The following is a 21,681-nucleotide window of genomic DNA, read 5'->3' as shown; positions in this document are numbered from 1 at the left end:
GGTTATTAAATGTTAGTTAGTCATGTTTAAACGCATCTTAATAAGATAACAAAATTTCCGTGGAAGGAAAATTATAAATTTTATTAAATGTTTAAAATACATTTATTTTAGTATCCCAAAAATATAACGATGACATATTACAACCGTCCTGCTCTATCCTGTTTTAATAACATAATTTCAAAAAAAAAGACAGAAAAAAAACAATATTAATAAAAAACAAAAGAAAAAAGTAGATGAAATAGAATATTTAAGACAAAAGTTTGCTTAATAAAGAATTTACAATCCTATTTCAACACAAAAACAATAAGATTTTTATCAAAAATAAACATCTGTTATTTATTCTGCAAAACCTTGCACCCTCCTATCTGATAAATAAGCTGTTATAAAAAGGCGTTTTTAACGAAAACGATAGAGATAAAGATTAGATTTTAGTAACTACTGCGATAAAAAACCTACAAATATAAGGAACAGGAAGTGGCAGGCAGGTTTCTAAAACATTAAATTATTTTAATGAAAAAAAAAATATTTTTAAAAGTAATTTCTGACCAATAAAAATAGACAGACCATTTTCAGCCATTTTATATGCGGTTAAGAAAACAAAAAAACCGCTGACATAAGATAAACTCTACGGTTAGCGGGAATGTGTTAAAAAAATTGTATGTTTTGTTGAGCTACAAATTCTTCAAAGCGTTAAAGACCAAACGAGCCACTTCGACTCCTCCTTCTACTTTAAAATGCGTATTATCTTTTTGTCCCTCAGGATAGCCCGGATATTTTCCGGCTTCAAGATTCATAAAATAATTAGCAGTCACGTAATCCTGACCTTTGGCTGTAAAAAATTGCATCGATAATAGATTTAAATCTATAAATTTTACGTTTAATTCTTTGGCAACATCAATTGCAGCCTGCGGATACTCACCGTGAACGTTGGCTAATTTTTCATCTTTCCACGGATAATTTCTTGCAACCGGTGTAAGAACAATTGGAGTTGCACCCTTTTCTTTGGTCTGATTTATAAAAAGCCTCAGGAATTCTTTATAACCTTCAATCGTTACATAACGTTCTGTTTTATCTACTGCAGCGTCGTTGTGTCCAAACTGCATCATTACAACATCTCCTTTTTTAAGAGAGTTGTAAACAGCTGCCCATCGTCCTTCCTGAAAAAATGTTCTGGTGCTTCTGCCGCCTTTGGCCCTGTCATCAATTTTAACTTCTTTGGCATTTCCTAGAATATTTTTCACCAATTTTAAACTGTCTTTAGCAAAAAAAGGCTGAAAAACCTGCCCCCAGCCAACCTGCGGAAATTTTTTGGTCTGATAATTTTCTTCTAATGAGTAATCAGCAACAGTAGAATCGCCAATTAAATAAATCGTTGTCACTTTTGATTTATACTTAAAAGCACTTAATACCAAAATCGAAAAAACAGCTGCAATTAGAATTCTGAAATTTTTCATATACCAATATTTTATTTGTTTGGATTCCATCCCCATAATACTAAATCGCGATCGTATTTTTTAATCTCGCTTTTCGCTAATTGATTTGACCATGAAACTCTTTGAGACAAATATTTTGCACTTGCACCTTTACTTCCATACTCTGCATAATACGCCGTTTTATCTTTATCAGGAAATCTGGTGTCTGTCCACGCATTCCAACCTTCCGGAATAATATGCGAACCCAAATCTGTATGAATAAAAACCGTTTGTGCATACGGTCTCCAGGGCCTTCCTAAAAATACTTTATCAACCGTTTTGTCTTTGGCTGTCAGTTTACAGTCTTTAAAGACATAACCATACGCCTGACCTTGCGGAGTTGAAGCAGCGGTGATATAAGAGTTTATTAGACTTTCAATAGTACATTTATAAAAATATGCGGTAGCGGCACCAAAAATAAAATCGGTTGTTCCGTTGATGAAACAGTTTTCAAAATAAGTTCTGGAATTTCCTTCTGATAAATAAAGTGTATCCTGATTTCCTAAAAGGTTACAATTTTTCAATGCCACTCTATCGCTTTTTATGTGAAGTGCAACTGCCTGACCCACTCGTCCTGCCGTATTTTCGACCGTTAGGTTTTCAAGCTTACAGTCGTTGGCCAGAATTAAAAAGGAATGGGAAGTGCCTGTTCCAAAAGCGGTCTTTCCCGATGAATCTGGTTCACGAAGCGGTTTTCCCGAATAATCATCAAACGAAATTATACTTTTATTTCTGTCTGTTCCTTTTAAAGTAACAAATGTTTTAGAAGCAGGGATAATCAATTTCTCTTTATAGAATCCAGGTTTTATGGTAATAACCACTCGTTTTTCTGAATTATCTTTGACATTATTTACCGCTTCCTGAATAGTTTTGAAATCTCCGGAACCGTCTTGGGCAACAGTTAAAGCTAATTTATTATCAAGCGTTTGCGCTGATAAAGAAATTGTTGTTAGTAGAAATAAAGCCAGAATGTATTTCATATTTTTTAATATTAATTGATCTCATTTTTTTCATCCTGAGCGAAGTTGAAGGACACATAAGTTGATCTACGAAGATTGACGATTATCTTTGCGAGTCCTTCGACTTCGCTCAGGGTGACAATCTTCGAGGGTAAATCTTTGTCAAAGTTTTAAACTTTGACAAAGATTTACCATTTAGAAAAAATTTTAAACGTAAAAAATTCCGTTTTATCCGCGTTCAAAAACCTAGTGCGACATCCAAACTGTCATTTCGCCTTTACCTTTATTTCCCCAGGCAAAATACGGAATTAATTTTACAGGAATCGCCGTAACATCTTTCGATGAAAGTGGTTTGTACAATGTTTTACTCCACGAATTATCAGCAGAAATAATAGCTTCAGCCTCAATACTCATTAAACTTCTGTTATTTAAAGTAAAAGAATTAGTTGTAAATTTCGAAGTCACATTCAAAGCAATATCATTAACACTCGTTTTTGCAGGAAGCTGATCTGATTCTAAACAATAAACAATCGGACCTCTTTTTATCGCAACCTGATTTTTAATTTCCTCCACCAATGGATTGGCCTGCATTAACTCCACAGGCATCGGGAGATTTAATTCGATAACATCTCCTTTTTTCCATTTTTGATTTAATTTCAAATACGTACCTGAAATAATTTTTTGTATGATTTTAGAGTTATTAACCGAAACTTCAGCATTTTGGCTCCATCCGGGAATTCTTAAAAAGAAAGCTTGTAAATCTTTTGGCGCTTTCACTATTTTTAAAGTTATTTTTCCGTCCCACGGATAATTCGTCTGCTGTTCAATTTCTAACGCTTCTCCCTTTACAGTTTTTGTATTTAATGCATTACTTCCGTATAAATTTACATACAAACCTTCTTTAGAAAGACTGTAAGCGTAATTTCCAACTTCGGCAACGGTTCTTGTTACGTTAGGCGCACAACAGTTTGAGAGAGCAATATAGCCTTCACGCTCATTTCCCCAACGTTGGTGAAATGGCAGATCATTAGAAACATTCAGCGGATTGTTATAAAGAAATTTTTCTCCTTCCAAATCCATTCCTGAAAGGACACTATTGTAAAGTGCTAACTCTACAATATCTGCATATTTGGCATCTCCTGTAATTTGCAGCATTCTCCAGTTCCACAATACATTCCCAATATTCGCACAGGTTTCGGTGTGAGCGGTTGCATTTGGCAATTGAAATGGTCGCCCGTATGCCTGATGAATTTTCTGAACTACAGTAGGATCATAAGAAGTCCCGTCCGGAGAAACACCATCATACAAAGAACCACAAGCGCCCGTAATGTACATTTTACGGTAAGCAACGTCATCCCAAATCGATTCCAGATTGTCTAATAATTTCTTTTCTCCTGTTTCGGCATACAAATCGGCTACACCTGCATAAAGATAATTGGCTCTTACCGCATGCCCCATGGCAGTGGTCTGTTGTCTAAACGGAATTCTGTCCTGATTGTCATCTGTGCCGTCATTTGTGGTTCCGCGGATGTCTATTAAATTATTGGCCAATTCCAGATATTTTGGATCTTTTACGGTTCTGTACATTTCGACAATTCCCATATAATGAGAAGGACAAATGGCATTTCGAGCCAGTTCACGTGACGCTTTTTTATAGAAATCATATAAATAATCGGCAACACCTTTTGCAATATCCAGAAAATTTGTTTTTCCCGTAGCACGATAATGAATGCAGGCCGCAGTCATTAAATGTCCCATATTGTATTTCTCAAAACCCAATTGTTTCTTTACTTCTTCCGGACCTAAAGTTCCCCAGCGTTCATCTATTAAAACCGGCGTATGAATGTAACCGTCTTTGCGCTGTACTTTCGCGAAAAGCGCAATCGCTTTATCCATCTCTGCATCCAGTTTTTTGTCTTTTGTAATGGCATAAGTAGCGGCCATTCCTTCAAAAATTTTATAAAAATCACCGTCATGAAAAGAAGGGCCTTTAAAAGTTCCTTTACTTTCTCCTGCGGCAATTTGGAAGTTTTTGTAGGCATGCGAAATTTCATCGTTATGATAAAGATCCCACATATACGGTAATGTATTTTTGGTTTCGACATCAAACTGTTCTTTCCAGAATCCATTTGTCCATTTTACATCTTGCAGACCAACGCTTTGTAATTTCGAATAAGGACTTTCTGAATTGGCAACTAATCCTTTGTTTTGCGCCATTACTCCAGCACCAACAAAAAACAAGCTAAGGGAAACATTTAATAAACTTTTCATCTTTTATAATTTTGAACCATATAAGTAATATAAGTTCATTTAAACTAAACTTATAATTTCTTATATCACTTATATAGTTTTATTTTTCACTACTTTACAAACAAATTAATTGCTCTGCTCATGGTATCTCCGTCTGCATCTTTTACGGTTAATACAAAAGATGCAAATCCAGGTTCTATAGCAGTAAACTGAATTTCTTTTCCTTTCAGGTTTATTTTTCCGTTTTTAAGATTCTCGAAAGTATAAACTGGTTTTGTCTCATAACCTTTAAAATAATCAGAAGCATTCAAACTCAATTTTTCTCCGGATTTAATAAAGAAATGCGGTTTTGCCAGCCATTCCAGATAATTATCCAATTGGGTATAACCATCTTTATCTGCATCTGAATTAGCATCTGAAAAATCTCCGGTTTTAGAATTTTCATTTAAACCAAAAGCTTTTTCCCACCAGTTGGGCAATCCGTCATGATCGGTATCCCAATCTGCAGGACGTGTTTCTGAAGCAAAGTCAGGCCATCCTCCCGCATCCGCTTCATTATCGATCATTCCGCCAAGACCGCTTTTGCTTCCTTTATAAGTAAAAGTTCCTTTTAAAGTTTCATCAATAATACGCTGATCGTGTTTATCAAAAAACGGCTGAGCTGCCCCAACATCCGAAAGCACATTTTTATAGGCAGCTTTCGCTGATTGTGTTTCAACGTACGATTCAAAAAAAGGCTTGTTTACAAAAGTTTCATATTCGACTATTTCCTTATTGGTAACGGTCATTTTTCTTCCTTTTTCCTGAGATTTTTCGTCGAAATAACCCGGCATCACATTTCCGTTAAAGAAATAGCGCTGCATTCCTTTTCCAACTCCTTCGTGCTGCGCATTTAGTGCGACAAAAATTCCTGTTGAAGCTCCCGGCTTGTAATAGTTATTGACAAAATTAACTTCGTTTGCACCACCATCTGTAGCACGTTTTCCCCAATTATAAACCACATTATTTCTGATATCTAATCTTCCGGTGTAAAATCCGTCTCCGCTTAAACCACCGCCAATACTCCAGTTTCTTCCATAATTATGTGCTAATAAATTGTGATGGAAACTACCAATATCACCTCCAATTGTTGCTGCATAACCGTGCATTTTTCCGGCTTCGTATTTGCCATGTCCTGCAACATTCAAAGCTTCAGCAATTAAAGTTCGCTGCAGTGTAATATGATGCGCGCTTCTTGAACTGAATGATTCATCAATCGTCCAGCTGATTGAGCAATGGTCGATAATACTGTGATTGGCACCCGTAAGTCCCATTCCGTCATATGTTCTTCCGCCGCCGATACGCACTTTCAAAAATCGAATAACTCCGTCATCTCCGGTAAGTCCGATTGGCGCACGAGTGATTGTAATTCCTTCTCCCGGAGCGCTTTGTCCCGCAATGGTAATATAGGGCTGATTTACAACTAATCTTGATTCCAGCTTAATATTTCCAGAAACATTAAAAACAATTGTTCGTGGTCCTATTTTTTGGTTTACAGCATCACGCAAACTTCCCGGACCATCGTCGTTTAGATTTGTAACTTCAATTACTTTTCCTCCTCTTCCTCCTACAGCAAAACGTCCGTAACCTTCAGCATCCGGAAAAGCTAATTGTGCAGGCTTAAACGACCAGACATTTCCTAGAGTTACATTTCCTTTGGCGTCCACTTCATCCACTCTCCAATAATAAGTTGACATGCTGTATAAATTAGAAAGCGGAAAGGAGTTTTCGGTTAGTTTCCCTTTAAATTCTTTGGAAGATTCATTTGCATTGGTAACTGCATTTTGCTCTTCACCAAAATACAAGTGATGCGAAACGGCAGTTTTTGAAGCATCCCATTTCAGAATAATATTCTTATCTGCAACATGTTCGTCTCTGTTGGCAGGCTGTGGCGTACGCGCCTGATTCATCAAATTTGGTGTATCAATTTCAAAGCCATTGATCACAATTTGTTTTGCCACATCAGGATTTGATTTAGCATCAATTTCAAAACGAATCAATACCTCTTTTCCTTTCACTGCTGTAAAATTGATGTAAGCCATAGCGGCATCAATTTTTGCATTGGCCCTCTGACTTGCATTTACAGTCTCTGCTAATTTTCCGTCGACATAAATTTTAATTGGCGAAAAAGTCTTGCCCGTAATAACATCAAATGCATTATGAAAGGTGAGAAGTGTATGTTTTCCCGCTGTTAATCCGCTGATCTTTAATTCTAAATTTTCAGAAGTAATTAAACCATCACTTCCTAATCTGTTGTAATACGGAGCACTCATACCCACCTTGTACCATTTAGAAGAAAAATTTCCTTTTAATTGAAACGTCACATTATTAAAAGTCTTGTGATCTTCTTTGCCCTCATTGATCAACCAGGAATCATAACCCGGATCGTGAACTTCCTCTAATCTTCTTTGAAAAAAGTCAAAATCGACTTTTACAATTTGTTTATCTGCATTTTGTGCGTGTCCATTTGCCGCCAAAAGCATTGCCAAAGCAAAAGAACTTACTAATTTCTTAATCATTTTAGTTTATTTTTTTCGGTTTCTGATTTTCCAATCAGGTTGATAATATCTTTTTTTCTTCCTTCCGGACTAACTCTTATTATTCTTAATTCGCCGTTTAAAAGTTCGGCTTCAATCGTGGTATTTTGTTTGGCATGCAATTTAAAATGGACATTCCAATCTTTTGGCCAGGCCGGAAAAAGATAAATTCTTCCATCAGCTTCCTGCATCAGCATTTCCTGCATTCCGATCATTCCAGAACCTCCCCAATTATGATCCGGAACCCAGTCAAATCCGGGTCCCCAAAATGCCGGAAACCTTCTATCTGAATTCGCCATTTTCATCAGATTGTATTTTTTTGCCTCTTCGGTTAAGCCTAATCTGGCCGAGAAAATATTATCCTGTTTCCAGCCAATATGGCTTCTGAATTTTAAGGCATCCCCATCATATTTCCAAGTATTTACAGCCGTTTCCAAATCAGGTTTTCCAACACCATAAATTCCCCACGGATAAACAGAATACAATTGCGGAACTTCCGAATTATTTACTCTCTCCCATGTTTTCGCCGGAACCAAAACTTTATGATTTTCAATCTGACCAAAATTCAAAGGCGGAATTCTGGTTTGAAATGCTTTTACATATTCAATCTCTTCTTTTGACAATTCTTTTTCTGAAAGGTTTAAAAGCTGTTCTGTAATAACCTGCAAAGCGGAAATCGTACTATTTGAATTGTTCGTCATTTTATATGTCTCTGCTCCGGAACCCGGAAAAAGGATTAATTTACCATTTCCGTCTAATGCTTTTCTGCCTCTTTGTTTGGCCAAATATTGATAATGTTCATCAAAAAAACGAAGACAGCTTACCATAAAAGAATTGTATTTCTGAATGTCTTCTCCTGCATATTCTTTCTGTTGCAACATCATTTGGCAGAACTCCAAAACCGTATCCCATTCGTATTCCAGCCACGCATTGTATTCCATTCCCGGATCATAATCTGAAGGACGTTTCCATTCGTATTCTGCTGGATTTGGTAATCCGAAATTTTCTAATTGTTCCGTAAAAGATGCGCCATTATGCTTCCAATACACCTGACTACGTAATTCAGCATTTTTTTGAAGGCTTACATAATAATCCAATTGAGATTTCATCATATCAAAATCACCGCTTTTTACCATCGGAAAATAAACCAATCGCTGGTTTTGAGCCGTCATTGTTCCTCCGCCCCAATTCCTGAAATCCGGAGTAAAATTCAGGTCTTTATTCGTAAAAACGGGATCAACTGTAAAAAGTCCACCGTTGAATTTTGTTGGATATTTTCCATAGGCATTGCATCCCAACATGTATCGGAACAATTGATAATTCTGTCCAATTTGATAAACCGAATCCTTCTCAATCGATTGATTTTTTTGTGTAAAAATAAAACTGCGTTCCCAGAAATTATTCCACCATTTTATAGTGTTTTTTTCAGCTTGTTTTGCTGTGTTTTTATTTGAAGAAATTTGTTTTTTTAAACCATTATTCCAAATTTCAAAATCTGACTGAATTGTATTCAAATAAATTTCTAAAGCATGTTTTTTGGATGCTTTTACACTCGTTAAATTATAACCTTTAAAATCGGTATTCTGATATTTCCCTACATAAGTTCCGTCAGGTTTTAGATTGTCCCCTTTCATAAATCCTCCAAAAGTGAGATTTGCCAAAGGATTCAGCATTTGGTCTTTTACCGATTCCATTTTTTGTTGTTGTACAGCAACATCAAAAACAGTCTGTTCGCGGTTTCTGTGATAGAATTTTACGCCGTTATTCTCAAAAGCAATAGAATCTTTAAAAATGATGATGTCTCCCTGTGGAGCCCATTTATAAGAATTGGCATTATTTTCTTTTCCTTTTGAATGATGATTCTGATAACGCCAGCTTTCATAAGAAGCCGTCATTTTCAACTGATTTTTACTTTCTAAATCAACATGAATAATGGGTTTAAAAACATCCACCCAAAGTTTAACTTTAGTATCATTTTGCTTCACTAAAATATAGCCGTCTTTCAGTTTTAATTCCTGATGAAAACCTGCTGCCCCTTCAAAAGGATTTGGACTTAAACTCACTTTTACACGGCCTAATTTTAATAACGTATTATGCTCGTCAAAAGTCCCGCTTCTAGAAAAATAGAAATACAAATCTCCTTTTTCTACCCAGACATTCGCACCAATATCTCCGCCACCCAAAGGCATCGATTCTGATGAATTCTTGCTTTGTGTTGTCCAGATTTGGTTGTAATTATCAAGCACAGGAATTTGTGCTTTGATGCAAAGCGTGGTGAAAAAAACTATGTATTTTATATATTTCAAATCCATTTATTTTTTAGTCTTGTTTGTCATTTCGACGGAGGAGAAATCGCACTAGAAATTCCGCAACAATTATCGACGATCTTTGTGGTTACTAGTGTGATTTCTCCTTTCAGTCGAAATGACAAACTAGGCGCAACTCATAACTTATAATTCATAACTTATAACTCAAAATCACCATTCATCCGTTCTAAAGGAAGAAACCGGCAAACCTCCGGCGCTAAATAATTCTGCTTTCGCGAAATCTTTCCACAAATATCTGACAGCAACTGGTTTCGCTACTTTATCAGAAGTTAAAACCACTGATTTTCTTCTTACTACGGTTTTCGCCGGATAAAAAACTTTGTCTTCGCCGGCAATTTCAAAACCTAAAACTTCCTTATCATAAGCTGTAATTCCGTTTGGAACATCATCAAATGAAACGGTTACAGCACCATCTTTTATTTCCATTGATTTATATTTTGGACTTTCAAATTCGAAACCTTCAATTCCGTACGTTCTCGCCAAAGCCTGAAAAGCAAGTCGATTTCCTCCTTTTTCTTTGTCCATCGGGTGAATATTATTTTCTTCACCAACATCCATTAAAACGGCCATTCCCGAATTCGGAATTTCTGCTGAAGCTTTCAATTGTGCCTCTCTTAAATAAGCCGAATTGTATTTTTCTAAATAATCTTTTGGATGAAAAGAAGCATAATTAAACGGTGCAATCTGAGCGTAATAAAACGGAAAATCTCCTTGTTTCCATAAGGCTCTCCAACTGCTTACCATTTTTTTCATTAGCTCTTTGTATTCAGAAGCTCTTTCATAATTCGATTCGCCCTGATACCAAATACAGCCTTTAATTCGGTACCCAATTACAGGCGAAAGCATTCCGTTAAATAAAGTGGTCGGAACACGATTTGGATCTTTTGCTAATTCTTCTTTTGTGGTCGGAATTTTAGCGCTCGCAAAATCTTTAAGCATCTCCTGATTCATCCATGCTTCCATGCTTGAACCGCCGTACGAAACATGAATCAACCCAACCGGAACATCTAAAACTTCATGTAAAAGAGATCCAAAATACCAGGCCGTTGCACTAAAATTAGCAGTCGATTTTGGCGAAGCCACTTCCCATTTTCCTTCAAAATCATCTTTTGGTTCTAAAACTGTCGCTCTTGGAACGGTTATAAAATGTATGTTTTTATTGGTAGATCTTACGATAATTTCGTTTCCGTTTCTTACGGGTTGCCCTGGAAAACCTTTTAATGGCATTTCCATATTCGATTGTCCGGAGCAAAGCCAGACTTCACCAATTAGAATGTTTTTGATGGTTATTTTTTCGTTTCTTTCCGCAACTTCAATTGTAAAAGGTCCGCCTGCAGTTGGCGTTTGCAATTCTGCTTTCCATTTTCCTGAAGCATCTGCTTTTGCTTTGTATATTTTAGAATTCCACGAGGTTTTTATGGTAAGATTTGCGTTCTTTTCGGCCCAGCCCCAAATTGGTGCATTTGATTTTTGCTGCAACATCATATTGTCGCTAAACAATGCTGGCAGTTTGATTTTTGCATTGATTTGAAAGCTTGCCAAAATCATTACAAATGCAATAATTAATTTTTTCATTTTTGTCTTATTTTTTTGCTAAAGATTAAAAGAATTAAAAAGATTGTTAATCTAGTTATGTCAGGCTGAGCGAAGTCGAAGCCCGATTCCAATTGGAACGCCCTTCGACTTCGCTCAGGGTGACAATTCAATTCATAAATCAATAATTCTTTTAATCTGTGACTAATATTATTTCTCTTTCAAAATCGTTACCGGCCCTAATAATCCCGCTTTCAATAACGGACTTCCTTCCAAACGATACGGCGCCGTCGTCCACGTTAATCTTTCTTCTTTTGGCAATTTTTCGTCACCCATTAATCGGTTTGCCCAGGTATTTGTTATTTTTATTATAATCGTATTTTTTCCTTTTTGTAATGCGTGCGAAATAGCTGTTTTATAAGGAAATGTCCAAAGCGTCCCGCAGTCTTTTCCGTTGATTGAAATCTCAGCGATGTTGGCAATTTCACCTAAATCCAACCAGATTTTATTCGAATCTTTTGCCTTCCAGACAAACTCTTTTTTATAAATTACAGTTCCTGAATAGTATTTTATCTGATCATTTTCTGAGGTACTCCAGTCAAAAAGTTTATTGGTTTTTACGACTTCTCTCGGACCTTTGAATTCGGGATCAAAATGCAATTCCCAATTCTCATCCAAAACCTGAACTTTTTCAAATTCAGCAACTTTTCCCTGAGCTAAAACTTCTTTGGTTTCTTCTTTAAAAATCACAAAACCAGATTCATTTTCATTTAATGATAAAGAAACAATGGTACGCTCGTTTTCGATTTTCCAATTTTCTAAAACAGCCGTTTTATCGGTTACAGGATTGTACCAAACTGGAATTTTTCCTGAAATTCTAAACGAAGCTTCGAAAGTTCTTTTTTGTTCTTTTTGATTTGAAAGAAAATAAATATCCTCAGTTTCTGATTTTCGGTGTGTCCAGGCAATCGTTTCGGAATCGGCTCTGTTTAAATTCGGAAAATAAACATCCTGCGTAATTCCGATTGATGCAAAATCATTTCCTAAATAAGGCAATTTAATGATTGTTCCTTTTCCGATTTTCCATGAAGATGCATCCTCATTATTCCAGATTTCATCCACTACATTCTGCCATTTCTTTTGATCAGCTTCAGACTGAATTCCGGGTTGCAGATTTGGTTTTTCATCCACAAAAATTGTTCCGCCAGCTTTTATCAACTCCAATATTTTTTCGGCGGAAGCCAGAGTAATCATTTTATTCGGCGCCATTTTATGACTTCCCGGAAACAATAAAGCGCCGTATGAAATTCCACCGCCAAAGGTTATTTTCCCGTTTTCTACTTTTGCATTTCTAATCAAAACATCAGAATTAAAAGAATCATATTGATAGCCGTTCATCGCATTTGTCCATTGCGATAAATCGGTTGAATTTTTAGAAGAAGTCACTTCTTTTGGCGCTCTCAAACTCGGCTGACCTTCATTTTCCAATCTGATTTTTTCACTTTCAATTCGCTCTTTTCCAAAAACATTCGGAATAAAAGGCACTAAACGATCCGGAAGCATGGCACGCGACGGCAAATCTTCACCAATAAAAACAGCTAAATCAATAACAGGTTTTCCTTTTTGCAATTGAAACTGCACTCTCTGGCAATAATCTACCCAGGCTTTTCCGGGTTTCCACCAGGTTTGATCTCTTTGAAAATAAGATCCTACGCCGTCTAAAGTCATTCCCGGTTTTCTGTCTGTCCACGGATTATGAACAAAAACGTGATAGAAAAATCGGTTGATTCCTAAAGTGTAATTTCTGTCTGCCAGCGTTTTAAGATTTCCCGGATGTTCATCCCAGTCCATTTTTAATTCGGTAAACGCTTCTGCCTGAATAATATCTTTTCCGTAAATGTGTCCGCCCGAAATCGCATCGAGCATATCGTTTGGTTTGTCGTGCGTCGGGCTTTTCAGCCAAAATTCACCACTCGGATAATCAACATATTTAAAATGCAAAAGTCCGTCGCTCATCATCGTTGGCGCCACATTTTCAGAACTTAATTTTACATTGGATTCCTTTGCAATATCTTTTAATGTTCCGAAGAAATTTTCAGCAACTAATTCTGAAATTGTTTTTCGAACATCGTATAATATTTTTTCTGAAGTCTGAATATCTTTCACCGGAATTCCAGCCATAACCGGAAGAAAATCAACAATATCGTAACCTCTTCGCTTTTTAAATTCATCTCTAAAAACAGGCGACCAGTTTTGACTTCCGCATTCCCAGCTGTCCATGTGAAGGATTTTAACGACTTTTGAAGCCAGTTCTGGCCCGGCAGTTCGTAACATTTCGCCAAACCAATGATCCAATTGAAAACGAATGGCTTCGGTATTAAATTTATCTACTTCTAAACCTCTTCCTGCACCTGCCGTTGCATTTTCATGTCCGGTCGAAGTATATCCAAAACGAATAATTTTCCAGTTTGCTTTTGAAGGAGATTTCCAATTCAAAACTCCATTTGCATCAACAAACTTCGAAATATTGATCATTTTTGAAGGATCGATGCAATCTGATTTTCCAATTTGCTGTTCGGTTGTCTGCGGACTTAATCTCCAGATTGCGCCCGATTTTCCCTGATAATTATCGATTAACGCTTCGTTTGATAAAATGATTTTGGCCACTTTTAAACCCTGATTCCATTTTGCGGGATCAAGATCTTCTGCGCCGGGTTCTGTTCCTTTCGGATCGTAAACAAATCTGAAATATTTTGCTTTTGTTGGAATTAAACTGTGTGTATAAAACGCGTCTGTATCCTGCCATCCTTGTCTCGGCGTTGTTAATCTTCCCAGACTTTTGAAGTTTTTACCATCATCACTAACTTCAATAATTAAACGATGTGCCTGATAATTATTTCCTTTGGTTTCTATCTGGATGGATTTGCACAAAAACGGCTGATCAAATTCGTACTGAACCCAGCCTTTTTCTTTTAATCTAAATTGATCTTCTTTGGCAGAATTAGTCAAAAATGAAGCATCAAAATCAGCTAAAGTTGATGTAACTTTTGGCTGTTTTTGGTAAGAGGTAACAATCGCTTCTTTCTGCGGAATCGCAAAAACGGCAATATCTTTATAATAGTCTTTGTAATGATTTGGAACGGGTAATTGAACGTTTTTGAAGTTATTTCCGTTTACCGAGACATCTGACCAAACCACTTTTTGCATCGAAATTTCCGGCGTAATCCAGGGTCCACCAGCAACGGCAAAACCATCTGCGGGATGAAACGCGATTTTTACGCCCAATCGGTCTGCTTCTGTCAATGCCCAACGCACCAAATTCCAAAATTCCTTGCTCAACTGCAAAACCGGCGGATTCATCAATGGCGGATTTGCCGGACCTTTTATGGTCATCAAATAGGCGCCTCCAATTCCCGCTTGTTTCATGGCTTCTAAGTCGGCGGTAATTCCTTCTTTAGAATAAGCGCTTTGCATCCAATACCAATATACCCAAGGTTTTGAGGATTCTATAGTGGGCTGAAAAAATCCATTTTCTTTTTTATAGGTTTCCTGTGCAGAAGCGAATCCCGCAAAAAGTAAGGTAAAAAAGAGGTATTTTTTTTGAAACATTTTATTGTTTTATTTCGTTTGTAAACCCGACAGGTTTTTAAAACCTGTCGGGTTTGATACTTACTGCTTTCCCCATGCGTTTTGTCATTTCGACGAAGGAGAAATCTTCGCGAGAAGCGCTACAAAGATTGGCTTTTCTTTGCGGAGTTACTTGTGGAGATTTCTCCCTTCGGTCGAAATGACAAAACTATCTTTCAAAATATAGCTAATGGTTTTAACCATTGGGACTTAACGTATTTGATCTAAAATAGACGTAATGTAACGTAACGTGATTTACATTGCGTTCCCAAGGTTAAAACCTTGGGCTATGTTTGATAATCGTTGTCGAATTTCTAGTGTGATTTCTCCTTCGGCAGAAATGACAAAAACTATATCTCAATTATTAATTATCAATTTATTAATATTTAAACTTCTTCAAACTGCTTTCCAATTGATTTTTCGAACCAATAAAAGGCATCATATAAAAACTATATTCATAATTACCAGATTTAATCTGATATTGTTCTAATGGCTGAGCCACAATCGTCCAGCTGTCATTTCCTCCAACTCCCATTTGAAATAAATCAATGTTTAACGTCAAAAATCCAGGATCTTTTAAATCGTATGTATGACCTGATGCGCTTAGGTTTTCCTGTGTATATGGCCATGCACTCATACTCAAAACTTTGCTATCATTTACTACAACAAAACCCTTATTTTTCTGCGGAGTGGTCAGTGCCATCCATCTTACATCACATCGGTTTCCGTTTTCCTGTGGTTTAGGATAATGTTCGATAAAATCATTAATTGGCAATGAATATTTTCCAACAAACGAACCAAAACTTCTGTCGTTGTAATTTTCCAGTTCTCCTTTTCCGTACCATGAAATTTGGTCAAATTTTCTCTGAACTCCCATCTGCATTCCGATTTTCGGGATGTTTGGCAGTTTGTCTGAAGCTTTTAAACTGTAATCTACTTTTATCACACCGTCTGGACTGATATTGTACACTACATTTACACTAGCGCTGTCTTTTATAATTTCGTAATCGCTGATAATTTTAATTTCAGAAGTCGATTTGTCAATTTTTACGTTAACCAATTTTGGTTTTGCTTTGTACCATTGTTTCAACAACTTCTGCGATTTCCATCCGCGCTTATCGTTATCTGTAAGCGGTCTAACGAAATTAGGAAGCAGGGGCGCAACAACCTGTTCTTCTCCGTTGAAAATGTACGAACTCAAAGCTCCGTTTGTTTTTCCAATTGTAATATCAAAAGCTTTTCCTTTGATTTTAAACTCAGAATCAGACTCAGAAACGTTTATATTTTCTTTTTTTAATTCAGGTGAAAGAATATCTTTCTTTTTCAACACAAACTGATCTTCCGCGACAGCGTAACCTTTTGAAGCCCACAACTCATCTGCTGAAAGCTGGAATTCAATATTTAAAAGATATTCAGCATCGTTTTTCATTTTTGGAAGGTATTGACTGATATCTAAAGTTGTCGATTGCCCTGCTTCTACTTTTAATGGCTTTAAAATGTGCGTTTTAATTACGTTTCCGTTTTCTAACATTTTTAAGACCGGTATATAACTTTCTAAAGATTTAACCGCCTGTCGATTTTTGATCTCTAACTGATTGCCTTTTAAAGTCGAAATCGCGGGCTGATACACCCATTTGTTCTCAAAAATCGAGCCTTTAGGTTTTCCGTAAGAATCTACAATTCCTTTTGTATTGAAATTTCCATCATGGTATTTTTCACCAAAATCTCCTCCGTGGGCAAAATAATTCTGACCGGATCTGGAATCAAATTTCACGATTCCCTGATCTTTGAATTCCCAGATACAACCGCCGATAACTCTTGGAAGCGAACGGAATTCATCCCATAATTCTTTTAAATTTCCAACTGAATTTCCCATAGCATGAGAATATTCAACGAAAATAATCGGTCTTGTATCTTTCTTTTGATCGACCAAAAATTTAGGTGTAAAAACACCCGGATAAAAACGGCTGACCATATCGACATAAGAGTCATCCTGTGGATTTTCAAATCGGTAAGCGTGGTCGATTGTTTTTGGATAGCCCGGATCAAGCGGATCGATATAACCGTCTAACTTTGCATTTCCCTGCGCCGGCTCATAATGCACGGGACGCGTGATGTCGAAATCGTGAACCCAGCCCGACATGGCAGAATGGTTCGGCCCTTTTCCGCCTTCGTTACCCAAACTCCACATCACCACAGAGGGATGGTTTTTATCGCGTTCCACCATTCTGATCATACGTTCCATATATGCATTTGTCCAAAGCGGATCATTGCTTAATTTACCGCCAATTCCGTGTGTTTCCTGATTGGCTTCGTCCATTACCATGATTCCGTATTGGTCGCATAATTCGTAAAAATAGGGATCATTTGGATAATGACTTGTTCGTATAAAGTTGAAATTAAACTTTTTAATGGTTGTAATATCCTGTTTTATATCTTCTCTCGTAACCGCTTTTCCTCTTGTCGGATGATGATCGTGACGGTTTACACCATAGACATAGGTCTCTTTCCCGTTGATGAGCATTTTTCCGTTTTCCTTGGAGAATTCAATAGAACGGAATCCTACTTTGCAACTTTTTGCATCGGTAACATTTCCGTTTTTGTCTTTTATAGAAATGACCATTGTGTATAAATTTGGCTCTTCTGAACTCCATTTTTTCGGATTTGTGATTTTTTCCTGAAAGAATCCAAAACGGACATTATCCAGACGAGGATAACTTTCGTTGATGAGATCAATCACCGGTCTCTGCAGCGGTTCTTTGAACATAGCCCTATTATGTGCATCATACAACTGAACGTTCATTGTATAATCCTTCACTCTTTCTCCGGTAAGATTTTCTACTTTGGGTCTCAATTTGAAAATTGCGTCTTTGTATTCCTTGTCCAATTTGGTTTGAACAAAGAAATCCTGAATGCGCAATTTTGGCTCGGCCATAATGAAAACTTCACGCTGGATTCCGCTCATTCTCCAATGATCCTGATCCTCTAAATAAGAACCATCCGTCCAGCGGATTACACGAACAGAAACCACATTTTCTCCTGCCTTTAAATAAGGTGATATATCAAATTCTGATGGCAGAAAACTATCTTCGCCATAACCTAAAAATTCTCCATTTAACCAAACTTCAAAACCTGAACTTACGGCTCCAAAATGTAAAGTTACGGTCATATCTTTCCAGTTTTCAGGAACAGTAAAACTTCTTTGGTAAGAACCAACTCCGTTATAATCTTTAGGAATATAAGGCGGATTTATAGGTCGAAATGGATAAACGGCACTTTTATAAATTGGATTATCGTATCCTTTCATTTCCCAGTTGGAAGGCACTTCGATTTTATCCCACCCGGAAACTTTATTTTGATAAAAATCTTTGGATGCTTCTTTTAAGTTTACAGCGTATTTAAAATCCCAATCGCCAGTCAGCATCTGGATTCGGCTTTTGGTGCGGTCTCCCTTTAATGCATCTTCAACACTTGTATACGAATAAGAAGTAGCTCTTGACGGTTGTCTGTTAATACTTGTAATCGTCGGATCTTCCCAAGGTGCAAATTCGTATTTTTTATGCAATTCCGGAACTCCAGCAGGTTCTCCGGTTACAGATTGTGCCAGTGTTCCGTAAGATGTTAAAAGTAAAATGTAAAATGTGAATACTGATTTTAGTATCGAAAATCGAAACCTTGAAAAGTGATTATTTTGAATTGGTTTGGACATTAATTCTATATTTTTTATTCGCTTTGTATTGACCGTATTTTTTGTCATTTCGACCGAAGGGAGAAATCACACTCGTATATCGACAAACATTATTTACATACTGTGTGGAACTCTAGTGTGATTTCTCGTTCCTCAAAATGACAAAACTTTGTCTTTATTTATTTTTGTGTTTTTTAAAACCTGTCAGGTTTAAAACTCATAACTTATAGCTCATTACTACTTTTTAGCCTTCTTCTCCGGCGGAGCCACAAAATTCAATTTGCTTTTCCCTAAATCTTTAGAAGTTGCAATTGCAATTCCGCGTTGTTCTGCTTTATTAACGGCACAGTAAAAATGATAGACAACACCATCGTGTTTTACAACAAATGATTTATGGGCAAACATATCGTCATACAGCTCAGATGATTTAATTAAATCTTCTCCTTCCCAATCTTTCCAGTTTACTAAATCATTCGAAACGGCAAATCGGTTAAAAGCACCCTGATTCCAACCTGTCCAAAAAGCTCCAAAATAGAACATCACCCAGGTATCATTAATGCGCTGAATATAAGCATCTCCCGAGATTCCTTTATGATGATTGATTAAAGGTTTATCGCCATAACGTTTCCAATTTTTCATATCGTTGGATACTGCCATCGCAATACGCTCAGCACCTTTAGCAGGATTTATACTATCTCCGCGGGCATTGTAATACATGATAAAATTGTGTCCCGTTACTTTGTCTTCATCACGAATTACACTGTTTTTGTACATCGTGCTATTATCCCACCATCTGGCGTCTTTGTCTTTTGGCGTCAAAACCGGATTTTCTAATCTTTGAAATTCGTGTGGTTTTGTCGGTACTTCCATTGTAAATGCCATTCCGATAGACAAAACGCCTGCTTCGTAACCTTTACTGTCTCCGCCAAAATAACTCATCCAGTATTTGTCGTCGTATTTTTCCCATTCGTAGCTTCCGCCCCACGTCATGTCTTGCAATGAAATATAGCCCGCTTTTTGGTTGACGTCCCAGTGTTTTTCATTTTCTGAGAAGGACATTACTTTCCCTAAATGTTTCCAATCTAAAAGGTTATCGCTTTCTGCCAGCCACGTTTCGTAACCTCTACCGTCGTAAATTAAATACGTCATGAACCATTTTCCGTCTTTTCTGAAAACGCTTGGACAATCCATTTTATAAGAGTTGTCTGTTGGCACCATTACCAATCCGTATTTGTAGGGTGTTTTTACTTCGTTGTAAATTTCCTGCATTACGTTTTCGGTAATTTCACGCTTCTTGTATTTGGTGGCGCAACTGCTTATAAACAGTGCTGAAATGGCTATAAATAGGTATTTAATTTTCATTGTTTTTGGTTTTGGCTACGATCCCGATAGCTATCGGGACTAAGGCACTAAATTTTATGCTTTTCTTTGCGACTCTGCGTCTTTGCGAGATTAATTCTAAGCTTAGCTTTTAGCTCTCGCAAAGTAGCTAAGGAGCAAAGTTTTTATCTTTTATATTCTTTATTTACAATCTCAAAAATCTTGCTTCTTGCTTCTACCCGTCCTTCTACTTCTTCAATTCTTTTAAACGAGAATCCATTACATCTTTGTTTAATTTTACCTTAACCATTCCTGTTGGATGAAATCGCTTTTTTAAATCTATTGCGTTGTACACTATGGTGTAAACATCATTTCCTTCGGGGATTAGGCATAATGGTGTTCTCATAATATCCCACCATTTATCTACTTTGGTTTCGATGGGCAAATAATGCGCTTCATGCCAATTTACGCCATCTGCAGATAATGAATATCCGATCATGTTTGGTAAATGATGTCCCCAGCCGTCTGGACCTCCGTCGAAAATTGCAATATATAATCCGTTTGGTAACTGACTTACGATTGGATTTTCAATAAATAAGGGATGAATTGATTTTATCGGTTCCAAACCTTTATTCACTCTTAACCAAGGTCCTTCTAAACTTTTGGATTCTGCTAAAGCTACAAACCAGCCTTTTCCTGATTTCTTCGGATAATCGGCCCAGGAACTAAATGGATAAGCTCCGCTGTAAAATCCGAAAAATTTATCGCCAACCTGATACGGAAAAAAAGAAGCTACACCCTGACGCCCTTCCCAAGGTTGAGAATCTAATCCTGGTTCCATGATGATTCCCATATCTTTATAAGGACCACCGATTCCGTTGATGCCTTCTACAGTCGATTCACAACGCCAAATTCTTCCAAAGGAATGATTCGGTTCTATTTCTTTACTTACGGTATATGCTAAATAATAGCCGTACCATTTGTTTGTTTTTTCATTAAAAACTGGCATATAAGACCAAATGGCTGCGCGACGATCGTTCATCGGATTATCATCTTCGGTTAACGCATAAACCCCGCTTGCCTGATAAATGGTGGATTCCCTTTTCCAGTGAATCGCATCTTTACTGGTCCAGTGTCCGATTTTGGTTTTTACGCGGTCATAATAATAATCAACACCTTTTTCTCCTGCTCTTTCGGTTGGAAACATGTGATAGGTATCGCCGACTTTTACGACGCGTCCACCTTCAAAACCACCCTGAATTCCTTCTGTTCCAGACATTCCTTCGTCGATAACCGCTTTGTTGTCTCCGCCGATAATTTCGAAAAGTGGTTTTTTATCTGAAAATCCATCCACAATAAATGTCGGGTTCCATAATTTTCCATCTGGGAATTTAGCGTCTCGCGGTAACAGTTTTTCGGAAGCTTTTACAATTCCTAAAATCGCAAATAATCCTTTTCCAAAATTGATGTTTTGTATTCCTTTTGGATAAGAAACAGCATAAACATTTACAGGAGCAAGTCCGGTAACGGTTACTCCATTTTCTAAAATTAACTTAGAATTTTGAAGTTTATCTGCTTGAAGATATTCTGTATCTTTCTCCTGAAAAACACCCACTAAAACCGTTACAGCTTCTTTAAACTTTAACTGCAATGGAGCATTGGTTCCATTTTTATATTTATCTGAAGGAAGTTCGATTCCTGTCAATTTTTGTAATTCGGGAGCGACACGAATAATGTTATGTTTGCTTCCTGAAAATACATGAGCGTATTGTGTAGTTTTGAATGTTTTGTAGTTTGATTTTACAATTTCGAAAGAAGCTGGTTTCCATGCATTTTGTGCTATTGCTGAGAATTGCATGCAGATTGAAAACAGCACTAGAAAAGTTGCTTTTAATTTGAAATTGTATTTGTTATTTTTTGACAACATTT

At 36.9% G+C, this 21,681-nt stretch carries 10 protein-coding genes; all 10 read right to left on the bottom strand.

Annotated features, from left to right (window positions below):
• Nucleotides 1-671: 671 nt before the first annotated feature.
• A complete protein-coding gene (locus tag ABEB31_RS15120; RefSeq protein WP_347052469.1) occupies nt 672-1,454 on the bottom strand; it encodes a rhamnogalacturonan acetylesterase in 783 nt (260 codons plus the stop codon).
• Nucleotides 1,455-1,465: 11 nt separating this feature from the next.
• Nucleotides 1,466-2,452, bottom strand: coding sequence for a pectinesterase family protein (locus tag ABEB31_RS15115; protein ID WP_347052468.1), 987 nt, complete (start codon nt 2,450-2,452; stop codon nt 1,466-1,468).
• A 225-nt stretch (nt 2,453-2,677) separates the two neighbouring features.
• Nucleotides 2,678-4,702, bottom strand: coding sequence for an aceric acid hydrolase (locus ABEB31_RS15110; protein WP_347052467.1), 2,025 nt, complete (start codon nt 4,700-4,702; stop codon nt 2,678-2,680).
• 89 nt (nt 4,703-4,791) lie between these two features.
• Entirely contained in the window at nt 4,792-7,239 is a 2,448-nt protein-coding gene (locus ABEB31_RS15105) for a pectate lyase family protein (RefSeq protein ID WP_347052466.1), read from the bottom strand.
• Nucleotides 7,236-9,563: a DUF5703 domain-containing protein gene (locus ABEB31_RS15100; RefSeq protein ID WP_347052465.1), complete on the bottom strand. Its 2,328-nt coding sequence runs from the start codon at nt 9,561-9,563 to the stop codon at nt 7,236-7,238. Before ABEB31_RS15100 ends, ABEB31_RS15105 begins: the two co-directional genes overlap by 4 nt.
• 171 nt (nt 9,564-9,734) lie before the next feature.
• Entirely contained in the window at nt 9,735-11,159 is a 1,425-nt protein-coding gene (locus ABEB31_RS15095) for a sialate O-acetylesterase (protein ID WP_347052464.1), read from the bottom strand.
• Between the two features lie 168 nt (nt 11,160-11,327).
• Nucleotides 11,328-14,726, bottom strand: a complete 3,399-nt coding sequence (locus tag ABEB31_RS15090; RefSeq protein ID WP_347052463.1) for a glycosyl hydrolase — start codon at nt 14,724-14,726, stop codon at nt 11,328-11,330.
• A 397-nt stretch (nt 14,727-15,123) separates the two neighbouring features.
• Nucleotides 15,124-18,453 carry a glycoside hydrolase family 2 TIM barrel-domain containing protein gene (locus ABEB31_RS15085; RefSeq protein WP_347052462.1) on the bottom strand — a complete coding sequence of 1,110 codons (3,330 nt, stop codon included), beginning with the start codon at nt 18,451-18,453 and terminating at the stop codon, nt 15,124-15,126.
• Between the two features lie 216 nt (nt 18,454-18,669).
• Nucleotides 18,670-19,794 (bottom strand): glycoside hydrolase family protein, encoded by a 1,125-nt coding sequence (locus ABEB31_RS15080; RefSeq protein ID WP_347052461.1) that lies wholly within the window; start codon nt 19,792-19,794, stop codon nt 18,670-18,672.
• Between the two features lie 205 nt (nt 19,795-19,999).
• Nucleotides 20,000-21,679 carry a glycoside hydrolase family protein gene (locus ABEB31_RS15075; RefSeq protein ID WP_347052460.1) on the bottom strand — a complete coding sequence of 560 codons (1,680 nt, stop codon included), beginning with the start codon at nt 21,677-21,679 and terminating at the stop codon, nt 20,000-20,002.
• Nucleotides 21,680-21,681 lie beyond the last annotated feature (2 nt).

It is taken from the genome of Flavobacterium olei (genome assembly GCF_039749035.1).
Classification (GTDB): domain Bacteria; phylum Bacteroidota; class Bacteroidia; order Flavobacteriales; family Flavobacteriaceae; genus Flavobacterium; species Flavobacterium olei.
The sequence above is the reverse complement of the archived record's forward strand: the minus strand, read 5'-3'. Positions and strand labels throughout refer to the sequence as shown.